This window comes from Actinoplanes aureus (assembly GCF_015704865.1).
GTDB lineage: Bacteria > Actinomycetota > Actinomycetes > Mycobacteriales > Micromonosporaceae > Actinoplanes > Actinoplanes aureus.
The window spans coordinates 92,828-106,597 of sequence record NZ_JADQTO010000015.1; the positions used below are offsets into that span (position 1 = coordinate 92,828).

General features: G+C 72.2%; 9 protein-coding genes. 7 read left to right on the plus strand and 2 right to left on the minus strand.

Translation table 11 applies throughout. The annotated features are described in order from the left end of the window. Window positions 1–360: 360 nt before the first annotated feature. Complete coding sequence (locus I4J89_RS28865) at window positions 361–1,116, plus strand: hypothetical protein (protein ID WP_196417249.1); 756 nt, start codon at window positions 361–363, stop codon at window positions 1,114–1,116. A 363-nt stretch (window positions 1,117–1,479) separates the two neighbouring features. Here the strand turns inward: I4J89_RS28865 and I4J89_RS28870 are convergent, their stop codons facing one another. Further along, window positions 1,480–3,792 carry an SDR family NAD(P)-dependent oxidoreductase gene (locus tag I4J89_RS28870; protein ID WP_196417250.1) on the minus strand — a complete coding sequence of 771 codons (2,313 nt, stop codon included), beginning with the start codon at window positions 3,790–3,792 and terminating at the stop codon, window positions 1,480–1,482. A 74-nt stretch (window positions 3,793–3,866) separates the two neighbouring features. On the opposite strand from I4J89_RS28870, the gene I4J89_RS28875 reads away from it, so the two are divergent. From I4J89_RS28875 to I4J89_RS28885, 3 genes are all read left to right on the plus strand, one after another. Further along, on the plus strand, window positions 3,867–4,664 hold the full coding sequence (locus tag I4J89_RS28875; protein WP_196417251.1) for a MerR family transcriptional regulator: 798 nt from the start codon (window positions 3,867–3,869) through the stop codon (window positions 4,662–4,664). Next, window positions 4,665–5,003: a VOC family protein gene (locus I4J89_RS28880; protein ID WP_196417252.1), complete on the plus strand. Its 339-nt coding sequence runs from the start codon at window positions 4,665–4,667 to the stop codon at window positions 5,001–5,003. Between the two features lie 320 nt (window positions 5,004–5,323). Next, window positions 5,324–8,236, plus strand: a complete 2,913-nt coding sequence (locus I4J89_RS28885; protein ID WP_196417253.1) for a galactose oxidase family protein — start codon at window positions 5,324–5,326, stop codon at window positions 8,234–8,236. A gap of 41 nt (window positions 8,237–8,277) precedes the next feature. Here the strand turns inward: I4J89_RS28885 and I4J89_RS28890 are convergent, their stop codons facing one another. Further along, window positions 8,278–8,985, minus strand: coding sequence for an MBL fold metallo-hydrolase (locus I4J89_RS28890; protein WP_309238515.1), 708 nt, complete (start codon window positions 8,983–8,985; stop codon window positions 8,278–8,280). 86 nt (window positions 8,986–9,071) lie between these two features. On the opposite strand from I4J89_RS28890, the gene I4J89_RS28895 reads away from it, so the two are divergent. The 3 genes from I4J89_RS28895 (at window position 9,072) to I4J89_RS28905 (ending at window position 13,766) form a co-directional block, all read left to right on the plus strand. Beyond that, window positions 9,072–9,716: a hypothetical protein gene (locus I4J89_RS28895; protein ID WP_196417255.1), complete on the plus strand. Its 645-nt coding sequence runs from the start codon at window positions 9,072–9,074 to the stop codon at window positions 9,714–9,716. Window positions 9,717–9,885: 169 nt separating this feature from the next. Continuing rightward, entirely contained in the window at window positions 9,886–12,105 is a 2,220-nt protein-coding gene (locus I4J89_RS28900) for a CHAT domain-containing protein (protein WP_196417256.1), read from the plus strand. A gap of 56 nt (window positions 12,106–12,161) precedes the next feature. Beyond that, window positions 12,162–13,766 (plus strand): amidohydrolase, encoded by a 1,605-nt coding sequence (locus tag I4J89_RS28905; RefSeq protein ID WP_309238516.1) that lies wholly within the window; start codon window positions 12,162–12,164, stop codon window positions 13,764–13,766. The last annotated feature ends 4 nt before the right edge of the window (window positions 13,767–13,770 follow it).

Genomic DNA, 13,770 nt, shown 5'->3' on the forward strand with positions numbered 1-13,770 from the left:
TATCCTCGTCGCCCGAGGACTGGTGCTCGATGACGCCTGACTACGCGGAAGTGTCCCGCGAGCTCGACGAGCGACTCGCGGGAGCGATTGCCGGCGCCCTCGTCGAGGACACCGGCATCCTGCTGGCCGGGCTCCTGACACCGGCCGACCCGACCGCGGGCCGAAGCACTCGCCACGATGACCGGGCACACCGACAGCGCTATGCGCCTGCGGATGCAGCTCGCATCCTCACTTCTGGGCCCCGTTCATCCTGGTCGGAAACCCACCAGCAATTCCCTCTAACGGATGACGGCATGGCGAGCGCGCGCGGATAACATCATCTGAATGCGTACAGCTTAGGACCGAGACCGAGGGCCGCCCGTGAATCAATCCGACGACGACCCGCCGCCGCCGCACCGACTGACTCCGGCAGAGCGAAAAACATTTCCCGTCATCGCCGGGATCCTCGGCACTCTTTCCGCCGTGGCCCAATTCCTGACAAGCCACATTCAGAACGGCCTCTGGCTCTTCGCCGTGAGCGTCGTCGTGGCAATTGTCATCGCGGTGGTCACCATAGCCGTCATGAGAACGCGCCGAGCCGCCATCCTGATCGGCGCCCTCGTCGTCGCGGTCTCCGCCGGCGGAGCCGTCGGCTACCTGGTCGGCCAGCAGGAAGGAGGCGGGGAGGCCGGTGCTCCTCGCAGCCCGGCGCCCGGACCGTCGGAGCCGGCCACCCGAAGCGCGCCGGCGACATCGGTCGACACCAACCCGCGGGGCCTGACCATAGACTCGGAACTGAATGGTCTGCGCGTCGGCCTCCTGGCCGACATACGAGGACAGATGAATGCGCTGCAACCGGGCGAGGAGATCTGGATCCTGGTGCAGCCGCAAGATTCCGAGCGCGTCTTCCCGCAGGGGTCGTGCAACAGGCTCTCAACGACCGCCTGGAAATGCGTGGACGCCGCCTTCGGCGAGCAGGCAGACCCGGAAGGTTTACACTTCTGGGTTACCGCGGTCGTTATCCGGGCAGCGGACGAGCCGAAATATAAGGGATATTACGAGAGCGGCTTCCCGCAGACTGAACCTCCGGTGAAACCGGTATCGACCTCAAAACCAATCGAGGTCATTCGCGGTTAGGCCAGATGGTGATCTTGTTCAGCCCACACTCAATGCTGTCTCAACGGCCTCGAGACAACACTCACGTTGGGCCGAGAAGATCCGGCCGGCGGACCCTGACCGCGAAGGCTCTCCGGGCCGGTCCCGCTTCTTCGGGGTACGCGTAACCACCGTCCCGCCGAAGCCGACCCGTCCCCGCTCTCCCAGCGCGAGCCCGGCTGTCCCTCACCGCCCCAGCGCGACCACCGGGAAACACCATCACCTGCCGGTCACGGCGACGAACACGGGCAATCGCGCGCGCCCTTGCGGCCCGCCGCCTGGGGCACACTGCCTGCGGCCCGCCGTCCGTCGCCCGCCACCTGATGCCCGCCACCGATCCCGCCGTCACCGCTCCCGCACCGGCTTGCCAGTCGCCGTGCGGCGCAGCGCCGCAACCACGGTGATCTCGCTCGGCCGCTCAGCCCGGGACAGCCGCGTCCCCAACCACTCCCGCAACTGCTCGGCAGTCAACGAACCCCCAGGCCGAACCTCCACGATCGCCCGCAACCGCTGGCCGAACTCAGCATCCGCAACCGGCTCCAGCAACGCGTCCGCCACGTCGGGATGGCTGGTCAGGACCGCGGCAACCGGACCGGGATAAACGTTCTCCCCACCCGAGACGATCATGTCGTCGAGCCGCCCGTCCACGAACAACCGGCCGGCCGGATCAACATGGCCGAGGTCGCCGGTCGGCAACCACAGCCCATCCGGATGCCAGCCCCGCACCTGGATCTCCCCGACCCGGCCAGGGGGCAGCGGCGTACCGTCCGGGTCGGCGATCCGGACCCGTACCCCGCGCGGGGCGCGGCCGACCGTACCGGGTGCCGCTCGCAGATCGGCCGGTGTGGCCATCGCCGCCCAGCCGGCCTCCGTGGTGGCGTACATGTTGAACGTCCGGTCCCCGAAGCGGTCGCGCAACCGCTCGCACAGGTCGGGGCTCAGCGGGGCGGCACCGCTGACCACGGCGCGCAGCGAGTCGACTGCCGGCCACCGGGAGGCCGGCAGGTCGCAGATCCGGCGGAGCTGGATCGGCAGCGCGAACAGCAGGCCGGCGCGGTGTTCGGCGACCGCGTTCAGGATCCGGTCCGGCTCGCCTCCGGGCACCAGGATCACCGGGGCACCGAGAACGAGACCTGCGGAAAGGTAGGTCAGGCCGTACCCGTGATGCGGCGGCGTCGCCACCACGATGGGCTCCCCGCGACGCACCGGCGTCAGCCGCAGGTGGGTGGTCACCGGGCCGAGCAGCATGCCCACCGGCAGCGGGCGGGACACACTGCGCGGCACCCCGGTGGTGCCGGAGGTCAGCACGGACATGCGCCCGGGACGCGGCCGCCGCGCCGGGCCGGGTCGCGACGCGGCCGCAGCGAGCAGATCGGACCAAACCGCCGAGGGTACGCCGGAAGCGTCCCCGCCCGGCTCGTGCACCAGCCCGGCGGCCCGTTCCCGGCGCAGGACCTCGGCGCGGACGTCGCCGGGCAGGTCGGGTGGCAGCAGGACCACGTCGACGCCGAGCCGGGCCAACCCGATCGACGCCGCCACGAAGCCCCGGTGGCCGGCGCAGGCCAGCCCGACCCGGTCACCGGCGCGCACGCCCAGCCTGGCGGCCGCGTTCGCCGCGCAAGAGTCGGCCATCGCGTCCAGCTCCGGGTAGGTGACCGGCCCGTCCGCGTCCACCAGCGCGACCCCGTCGGGCGGTCCGGCGGCGAGCGCCGTGGCGAGGCTGCGCCCGTGCCGCCGGCCGGCGCGCAGCATCCGCACCACCCGGCCGGGCCGCACCAGGCCGGTCGTCGCCAGCACCCGCAGTGGCTCGGCGGCGTCGAGTGCCCACACCCCGGCGGCCAGTGCCCGTTCGGTGGTGCGGGGCAGCGCCGCCGACGCGACCGCGCCGATCCGGGCCCACCACGGCCACCACGACCGGCGATGGGCCGCCGCGCGGCACACGATCTCCGCCGCCTCGGCCGCCGACATCATCGGAACCCGGCGGTAGTGCGCTGTCGGCGCGCTCATCCGGGTACGGACCAGGTTGAGGTAGACGGTGCTGACCGTGACGCCGTCGCGCCGCGACTCCACGGCGGCGCTGCGCAGCCACGTGTCGAACGCCGCCTTCGAAGCGTGGTACGCCGACCAGTTCGGCGTGTGCATGGCCAGCCCGGCCGTGGAGACGTTGACGATGTGCCCGCCGCCGGTCGCCCGCATCGCCGGCAGCAGTAAGAGCAGCAGCTGGACCGGTCCCAGATGGTTCAGGCTCATGGTGCGCTCGATGTCGTGGAACCGGTCGGCGGTGTCGGCGACCGAGCGCCGGATGGACCGGCCGGCGTTGCTCACCACGATGTCGATCCGGCGGTACCGCGCCACCAGGTCGGCGGCCAGCGCGGCGGCGGCGTCCGGCGACGAGAGGTCGGCCGGGTGCACGAAGGCGCGCCCGCCCGCCGCCACGATCTCCTCGCGTACCTGTTCGAGGCGTTCGGCGGTGCGTGCCACCAGGAGCACGGTGGCGCCGGCCGCGGCGAACCGGCGAGCCGCGGCCGCGCCGATTCCCTCGGAGGCGCCGGTGATCAGTACGGTCCGGCCGGCCGCGGCGGCCCGTAGCCGCCGTTCCCTCGGACCGCGCCCGGTGATCCCCGCCGCGATGCGCACCCACCGCCTGATGTGATCCACCGCGCCATTGTGTGGCACGGGCGGGTAGTGGGCTTGTTTGACCTTCACCCTGGGTGAAGGTTGACACTGAGGCGGTGAACGATCTTCTGTCGATCAGCGCCTTCTCGCGGGCGACGCTGATCTCGGCGAACACGCTGCGGAGCTACCACGAGTCCGGGTTGCTTCCGCCGGCCGTGGTCGATCCCCGCACCGGCTACCGCGGGTACCGGGCCAGTCAGCTCGGTGACGCCGCGGTGATCCGGCACCTGCGCGCCTTGGACGTGCCGTTGGTGAGCATCCGCGAGGTGCTCGCCGCCCGGGATCCCGCGGTGACCCGCCGAGTGCTGGCGGAGCACCACGAGCGGACACTTGCCCAGCGGGCGCGGACGGAGCAGATCCTGCGCGTCACGGGCGAGTTGCTCGCCGATCCGGCGGCGGTGACCCCGGCCGTGGTGACCGAGCGGACGATCCCGCCGGTTCGCGTCTTCACGATGGTCCGGGACGTGCGCGAGGACCAGTTCGCCGGGTTTCTCGGCGAGGCGTACCCCTCGCTCTATGCCTCGATCGCCGATGCCGGCGCGGTCGTCTCAGGCCCGCCCGGGGCGCTGTACCCGGCGGAATACCACGACGAGCCCGTGCCGGTCGTCGCCTACGTGCCCGCCGAGAAGGGCGGCGATCACCTGGCGGGTGGCCGGTTCGCCGTCGCCGAGTTCACCGGCCCCTACCGGAGCATCTCGGCCGGTTACCGCGCGCTCGGCGCCTGGATGGCCGGCACCGATCTCGCCATCGCCGGGCCGGTCCGGGAGAACTACCTGACCGGCCCGGGTGACGAGGTGCCGGAAAGCGACTACCGCACACAGATCTGCTGGCCTGTTCAACACTCGGAGGAATAATTGCTCACCCTCGCGCACATCACGTTCGACTGCGACGACAGCACGGCCCTGGCCGCCTTCTGGTCGCAGGCCCTGCAACGCCCGGTCGACGACGGGGCGAACGAGTTCTTCGCGACCATCGGCGCCGCCGAGCCCGGCCCGACGTTCATGTTCCTCAAGGTCGGCGAACCGAAGACCGCCAAGAACCGTTGCCACCTCGACCTGACCGCCGAGGACCGCGACGCGGAAGTGAAACGCTTGCTGACGCTCGGCGCCACATACCAGTCGGAGCACGACGAGTACGGCCACCACTGGATCGTCCTGCACGACCCCTCCGGCAACGAGTTCTGCGTGGCCTGAGCCCTCGCTATACAACCTGCCGGTCACTGCCCTTCTTCGGTACGCGTGACCGGCAAGCAGACCTCCCAGAAAGGGTGCATCGCCTCGAACACCCCGCGTCCGGGTGAATTCGCCAATCGGCCGCAACCGCCGGGTTCTCGCCCAACGGCGCGGATCGGACGTCCGATTTCGGATTTGTCGACCTGATTCCGGGGCTCTCGTCCCGCACCGCCGCGCCACTGTAGGCGCTCCCACACTGTCTGTCACCCCAACCGTTCGTCGATGGTGCGACATAGACGAACGCTGTTGAGTTCTTTCCGACTCGACATTGGGGGGCATGAATGCGTTCATCTGGTAGGTGGTGGGCCCGGACAGCGGCCACGCTGGTCATGTGTCTGATCGTGGGCGTGGCGGTGGCACTGCACCAGCCCGCGCCGGCCGTATCGCCGGCGGATCCGCACGCCGGCCACATCATGCCGAAGGCGATTCCGGTGGCGGTGACGACGCCGCTGCCGCTGCCGCGGACCGGATGGGTGGTGACCGTCGACAGTGGGCAGTCGTCGGCCGCCGCGGTGCTCGACGGCGACGCCGCGACCTCGTGGAACAGCGGGACCGCCGCCCTGCCGCACCGGCTGGCGCTGGACACCGGCAACCGGGTGGCGGTCAGTGGCCTCACCTACCTGCCGCCGTCCGGTTCCGCCGACGGCCGGATCGGCCAGTACCGGGTCGAGATCAGCGACGACGGGACGACGTGGAGCGCGCCGGTGGCCACCGGTACGTTCGCCGACGACGCGACCCTCAAGACCGTCTCGTTCACCACGGTGATCACCCGGCATGTGCGGCTCGTCGCGGTGACCGAGGCGGGCGGGCGCAGCACCCGTTCGGCGGCGGCCGAGATCAACCTGCTCGGCGGCACCGACCCGGCCCTGCCACGGACCGGCTGGACCGCGGTGGCGGACAGCCAGGAGACGGCCGCGGTGAACAACGCGGCGGCGAACGCCCTGGACGGCAACACCGCGTCGTTCTGGCACAGCGCGTGGAGCACCGCGCCGGTGCCGCCGCTGCCGCACACGTTCACCATCGACATGAAGGTCACGAACCTGGTGTCCGGGCTGAGCTACCTGCCCCGGCAGGACGGCAGCCGCAACGGCCTGATCGGCCAGTACCGCGTCGAGACCAGCATGGACGCCACCGTCTGGACGCCGCCGGCGGCGACCGGCGCGTTCATCGACAGCGCAACGGCGCAGACGGTCACGTTCGCGCCGGCGCTGGCCCGGTACGTCCGGATCACCGCGCTCACCGAGGCCGGCAACCGGGGCCCGTGGAGCAGCGCCGCCGAGTTCAACCTGCTCGGCCGGGCCGATCCCACGCTGGTCCGTACCGGCTGGACGGTGGCGACCGACAGCGAGGAGACGGCCCGGGAGAACGGCCGTGCGGTAAACGTGCTGGACGGCAACGCCGCGACGATCTGGCACAGCGCGTGGAGTGTGACGCCGGTGCCGCCGCTGCCGCACACGCTCACCGTGGACCTGCGGAACCCCGTACTCGTCGGGGGTCTGGCCTATCTGCCGCGCCCGGCCGCGTCGGCGAACGGACGGATCGGCCGGTACCGGATCGCGACCTCGCCGGACGGCACCACCTGGACCGACCGGGTGACCGACGGCGCGTTCGCCGACAGCCCGGCCCGGCAGACGGTGATCTTCCCGCCGGCGCAGGCCCGCTACGTACGCCTCACCGCACTCACCGAGGCCGGCACCCGTGGCCCGTGGAGCAGCGCCGCCGAGATCGACCTGCTCGGTCCGAGCGGCTCGGTCGTACCCAAGCGGGGTGTGTGGAGCGCGCCGGTCGGCTTCCCGCTGGTCCCGGTGGCCGCCGCCCAGCTGCCCAACGGCAAGATCCTGACCTGGTCGGCGTTCCGGCCGGACGCGTTCAGCGGCGGCACCGGGCAGACGCTGACCGCGACCTACGACCCGGCGACCGGCGTGGTCACCCAGCGCATGGTCACCGAGACCGGGCACGACATGTTCTGTCCCGGCATCTCCACCCTGCCGGACGGCCGGATCGTGGTGACCGGCGGCAACAACAGCGAGAAGACCAGCATCTACGACCCGGCCACCGACGCCTGGACGGCCGGGCCGAACATGCGGACGCCGCGCGGCTACCAGTCGAGCACCACACTGGGTGACGGGCGGGTCTTCACCATCGGCGGCTCGTGGAGCGGCGGCTGGGGCGGCCACAACGGCAGCCCGCACAAGGCCGGCGAGGTGTGGTCGGCCGCCACCGGCTGGACCGCGCTGCCCGGCGCGGACGCCGCGCCGATGCTCACCGCCGACGCCAACCCGAGCGGGGACTACCGCAAGGACAACCACACCTGGCTGTTCGCCTGGACCGGCGGCCGGGTGCTGCAGGCCGGGCCGAGCAAGGCGATGAACTGGTACACGACCAGCGGCACCGGCGGGGTCAGCCCGGCCGGGGTGCGCGGCGACGACACCGACGCGATGAACGGCAACGCCGTCATGTACGACACCGGCAAGATCCTCACGGTGGGCGGTGCGCCGAACTACGAGAACAACAACGCCACCGCCAACGCGTACGTGCTGACCGTCAACGGCACCACCGTGACCACCCGCAAGGTCGCGCCGATGGCGAACACCCGCGCGTTCCACAACAGCGTGGTGCTGCCGGACGGCAAGGTGGCCGTCTTCGGTGGACAGAACTACCCGGTCCCGTTCTCGGACAACACCGCGGTGCTCAGCGCCGAACTGTTCGACCCGGCGACCGCGTCGTTCTCCCCGATGTCGTCGGCGGCGATTCCGCGTACCTATCACAGCGTCGCGCTGCTGATGCCGGACGCCCGGGTATTCACCGGCGGCGGTGGCCTCTGCGGCACCGGTTGCGCGACGAACCACTTCGACGCGGAGATCTTCACGCCGCCGTACCTGCTCACCGAGGACGGCAAGCCGGCCACACGGCCGGCGATCACTGCCGCGCCGGCCACCGCCGCCAACGGCGCGAACATCACGGTCAGCACGGACAAGGCGGTCACCTCGTTCGCCATCGTCCGCATGGGTACGGCCACCCACAGCGTCAACACCGACCAGCGGCGGTTGTCGCTGACGCCGACCGCGGTGACCGGCGGCTACCGGCTGACCATCCCGGCCGACGCGGGTGTGGCGCTGCCGGGCTACTGGATGCTGTTCGCGCTGGACGCCAAGGGGGTGCCGAGCGTGGCGAAGACGATCCGCATCGGCTGACCTGCCGAGGGGCGCCGGCGGCCAGGAGTGCCGCCGGCGCCTCAGATCAGCGCTGACGACGGCTTCGGGTCGTCGTGGCTTTCGGCGTACCACGCGTACCGGTCGGGCGGATAGTCGCCGAGCAGGCGTTGGATGAGTGCGAGATCGAGCCCGTCACCGGGTTGCCGCAGATGCAGCGGCGGCGGGTAGAAACAGTCGCCCAGCAGAAGCACCCCGGAGTCGGGCACGGCCACGACCGTGGAGTCCTCGGCGTGGCCGCCGCCGACGTGCCGGATCTCGACGCCGCCGGGCAGGGTGAGCGTGTCGTCGAACTCGGTGTGCGGCACGACGACGGTGAAGTCGTCCCAGTCACCGGCCATCGCCCGGGCCCGGGCGGTGCAGCTCGCCGACAGCCGCGGATTGGCGGTGACCAGCTCCCGCAGGTACGCCTCGCTCCAGGGCCGGCCGGCCTCGGCCCGCAGGACGGCCGCCCCGGCGCGATGCCCGATGATCTCCACCTCGGGCCAGGCGCAGGCGCCCCAGACATGATCCCAGTGGTGGTGGGTGTAGATCAGCCGGCGCGGCGCGGGCAGACCGGCCGCTGCGACGGCATCACGCACCCGGCGGGCCATGGTGGGGCTGTTGCCGGCATCGACGAGCACGCTGCCCTCGTCATCCGCGATCACCGCGACGCAACCCTGCACCCGGGCCGGGTCCGGATCGTACGGGTAGATCCACACCCGGCCGGCGAGATGCCGAAGTTCACCCACGCCGCGAGTGTGCCACGAACGACCCGGACGTCGGATCCCTGACGAGCGCGACGGAAACATCGAGCGACAGGAGAACAATCACGGCTGTGGTCACCGAGTGGGCCGGGCTGCCTCGCAGACTTCGCCAGGCGTTGGAGGACTTCCTCCGCGCCGGCGACGCCGCGACTGCCCGGGACCTGGTGGAGCAGCATCCGGAGTTGCTCGGCGACCCGGTTCAGCGGGCGCTGGCCGACGCTGTCGAGCGGTACCGCAGGCAGGGCGACCCGAGCGTCGGGGCTCTGCGAAGCCGGGCCGACCTGCTCGCCCGCTGCCGCGCGGAGGGCGTCGACGCGGTGTTCGGGCCGATCATCGAGCACGACGCCTTCGCCATGCGCGGCCGTGCGCTGCTGGCGGCCGCCCGGCAGGAGGACGAGCGGTGGGAACGGGATCATGACCCGGCGGCACTGCGCCGCGCGGCCGAGGTGTGGCAGGAGATCGGTGCCATGCTGCCGGCGGACGGCCCGGACCGGGCCGGCGCCGCCAACGAGGCGGCGGCCCGGCTGCTGCGATGCTACGAGTCCACGAAGGACATGGCGGACCTGGAAGCCGGTCGGACACTGATCTCTCGGGCGATCGCCGGTACTCCCGCCGGTTCACCGGAGCGCGCGCTGCGACTGGTCAACCTGGGCGCCGCGTGGCGCGCGACATACGAGCGCACCGACGGATCCCGGCTACGCGGGAACGCTCGCTGATCTCGGTGGGAACTACTTCGCCCGCTACGTCAGCTTCGCCGACCTCGCCGACCTCGACCGGTCCATCACCGTCAAGAGCGACGCCCTCGCGCGATGCGCACCGGACGATCCCAATTGGCCCTCGATCGCCAACGACCTGGCCGTCAGCACCCGTGAGCGGTTCTCCCGGATGGGCGCCTTCGACGATCTCGAGCGAGTCGTGGCGACCCTGACCGAGGTCACCGACCGCACCCCGCCCACCTCACCGGAGGCGGTGATGCGCTGGCAGAACCTGGGCAACGCGTTGCGGGCGCGATACCTGCGCACCCACCGTGACGAGGATCTGGGACGCGCCATCGCCGCGTACGAGCGGGCGCTCGCGCTCAAGCCGGCCGACAGCGCCGCCGATCCCCGCCTGCTCGGCAACATCGGATCCGCGTTCCACGACCGCTACGACCGGCACGGCAACGAAGCGGATCTCGACGAGACCGAGCGGCTGTACAGCGAAGCGCTGCGCCATGCTCATCCCGGCTCACCGGATCACGTGTTTGCCCGCAACAACCTCGCCCGGATCCTGTTGACGCGGGCTCGCACCACCGGATCCCCGGAGGCACTGCGGGAGGCCGCATCGGCGTTCCGTGAGGTGGTCGACCTGACCCCCGCCGGTACGCCGACCCGCCTCATCCACGAGATGAACCTGGCCATGGCCCGGCTGGAACTGCATCGCGTGACGAAGGACGAGGAAGCCGGCACCGCCGCGGCAGCCGGGTTGCGCGCCATCGTGGCGACCGGCCTCACCGTGGCACCGGACGCCGGGCTCGCCGCGGCCCGCGTTCTGGGGCGCTGGGCGGGTGAACGCGACGACTGGGACGAGGCGGCCGACGCCTACCAGGGTGGGATGGCCTGCCTCGACTCGTTGTATCGCCGGCAGGGCCGCCGCGACCAGAAGGAGGCGTGGCTCGGCGACGCGGCGGGCATCGCGTCCGGTGCCGCGTACGCCCTCGCACGGACCGGCGACGTCGAGGCAGCGGTGGTGGCCACCGAGACCGGCCGCGCCGTCATCCTGACCGAGACGCTGGTCCGGACCACCACGGACCTGGAGTCGCTGGCCCAGGCCGGGCACGCGGATCTCGCCGAACGCTTCCGGCGCGCGGTGGATGCCCTCGCCGCCGCGGAGCAACCCGACCAGCCCGGCATCGGGTCGCGGCCGGCGATCGGCGACCTCCGCGCCGCGGTGGACACGCTCGTCGCACGAATCCAGGCGCTACCCGGCTTCGAGGACTTCCGGCGGCCGCCGAGCATCGCCGCGGTGACCGCGGCGGCGGGCACCACACCGCTGGTGTATCTGGTGCCGGCCGACGCCGGCGGGGTGGCCCTGGTCGTACGCGAGGGCCGGTGTTCCGCGGTCTGGCTGCCCGATCTGACCACCGCGACGCTGTCCGCCCGGGCCGGGGCGTACTTCGACGCGTACGCGAACCAGCGACGCGACCCGGCCGGCTGGCACGCCGCTCTGCTGGACCTCACCGCGTGGTCGTGGCCGGCGATCCTGGAGCCGGTCGTGGCGGCTCTGGCCGGGCAGTCCGAGGTGGTCCTGATACCGATGGGCGTCCTGGGCATGCTCCCGCTGCACGCCGCCTGGCGGGCCGACGCGTCCACACCGACCGGCCGCCGGTACGCCCTGGACGACCTGGTCATCAGCTATGCGCCGAACGCTCGTACGCTGGCGCTCGCCCGCCTCGCGCCGGTCGCCGGGGACGGGATCCTGGCCGTCGCCGATCCCCTGCCGGTGAGCGCCGACCCGCTGCGGTACGCACCGGGCGAGGCGTCCGCGGCCCTCGACCGGTTCCCCCGCGGGCTCTGCTTGACCGGCCCGCAGGCGACGCGGGCCGCGGTGCTGGCCGAGATGGTGCGCTGGCCGGTGCTGCACTTCGCCTGCCACGGTTACGCCGACGCCGATCAGCCGGCCGACAGCGCGGTGCTGCCGGCGTACGACGAGCGGGTCAGCCTCAACGACCTGTTCCGGTCGGCCACGTTCCACCCCGGACTGGTGGTCCTGTCCGCCTGCGAGTCCGCCGTGATCGGCGGCGAGGTTCCGGACGAGGTGGTGAGCCTCCCGTCCGGCTTCCTGCAGAGCGGCGCCCGCGGTGTGGTCGGCTCGTTCTGGTCGGTCTACGACGCCAGCACCGCGCTGCTGATGCACCGCTTCTACCAGGTCTGGCGCGGTCCCGGGCAGCCCTCCCCGGCGGCGGCGCTGCGTGCGGCCCAGCAGTGGTTGCGCGACACACCGCCGGACCGGGTGCTGGACGACCCCGCGACGCGCGACGCCGGCCTGGAGGCCGAGACCGGCGATGGACTCCTCGGCCGGGAACACCCGGTGCACTGGGCCGCCTTCGGCCACTTCGGCGCCTGACCGCGGGGTGGCGGCGGTAGTCGACAGTGGAGGTGCCGCTACCGAGGAGCGTTCACGTGAGCACCGCCGACCTGATTCTGATGGCCGATCGGATCCACACCCTGGCCGGGACGGGCCCCCGCAGGCCCACGGCCGTCGCCGTCGCGGGTGGGGTGATCGCCGCGCTCGGTGACCGCGCGGACGCCCGTGACTGGCGGGGTCCCGGCACCGAGGTGCTCGACCTGGGGACGGCCACCATCACCCCGGGCCTGGTGGACGGCCACTTCCACCCGGTCATGGGTGTCGGTCTCACCCGGGGCGTGGACCTGTCGTCCGTGCGTACCGTCGAGGGGTTGAAAGCGGCGCTGCGAGCCGCCGCCGTCCCACCCGGCGGATGGCTGGAAGGCTGGGGCCTGGACCCGAACGCGTTCGAGGGCGCACCGATCAGCCACGCGCCGCTGGTCGAGGCGCTCGGCCCGGACGTGCCGGTCTTCCTGCTGTTGTTCGACGCGCACTCGGCGCTGGTCAGCCCGCGCGCCCTGGATTCGGCCGGGGTCACCGGACCGCGCGAGTTCGTCTCCGGCGCGAGCGTGGTCTGCGACGCGGACGGCCGGCCCACCGGGCACCTGCTCGAACTGGAGGCGCTCGACCTGGTCCGGCGTCTGCTGCCGGACGACGCGCCGGCCGACCGGCGGGCCCGGCTGAGCGAGCTGCTGAAACGGATGGCGGCGGTCGGGCTGACCGCGGCGAACGCGATGGACTTCGAGGACGACTCGCTGGAGCTGATCCGGGCTCTGGAGGAGGACGGGGAACTGCCGGTCCGGTGGCGGTTCGCGCCGTTCGTGATGCCCGGGACCGGCCGGGACGGCCTCGACGCGGTGATCGCCCAGCAGCGCCTGGACGGGCGGCGCTGGCGGGTGGAGGGCGCCAAGTTCATGATCGACGGGACGGTGGACGGCGGGACCGCCTGGCTCGACGAGCCGGACTCGCACGGCGAGTCCACCGCCTGCTTCTGGCCGGATCCCGCCGAGTACGCCGAGGCGGTTCGGACGCTGGCCGGGCACGGAGTCCCGATCGTCACCCACGCGATCGGCGACGCCGGGATCCGGTACGTCCTGGACACCTACGCCCGGCTGCCCCGGTCCCGCGTACCGCACCGCGTCGAGCACCTGGAGACCCTGCCGTCCGAACTGATCGGGCGGTTCCGGGAACTCGACGTGACCGCGAGCATGCAGCCCACCCACTGCACCCACTACACGCGTGCCGACCACACCGACAACTGGTCCAGCCGGCTCGGCAAGAAGCGCGCCGACCGGGCGTTCCGGGCCCGTGACCTGCGCGACGACGGCGCCCGGCTGGCACTCGGCTCGGACTGGCCGATCGCGCCGTTCGACCCGCGCGGCATCATCGCCGCGGCCCGGCTGCGCCGCCCGGCCGGGGCACCGGAAGTCGAACCGGTGCTGCCGGAGCAGGCACTGACCGCCCGGATGGCCCTCGAGGGCTACACCACCGAGGCCGCCGCGGCCGCCGGACTGGCCGGCCTGGCCGGGCAGCTGGCGCCCGGGCAGCGGGCCGACCTGAGCGTGTTCGCGCTGGATCCGCTGACCACCGGCCCGGACGAGTTCGCCGAGTCGCCGGTGCCGCTGACGGTCGTCGACGGGACGGTCACCCACCGCGGCTGATTCT

What these genes read in the sequence shown, in the direction of transcription:
- I4J89_RS28885 (WP_196417253.1), top strand. Translation starts at nt 5,324, where the DNA reads ATGCGTTCATCTGGTAGGTGGTGGGCCCGGACAGCGGCCACGCTGGTC.
- I4J89_RS28900 (WP_196417256.1), top strand. Translation starts at nt 9,886, where the DNA reads ATGGGCGCCTTCGACGATCTCGAGCGAGTCGTGGCGACCCTGACCGAG.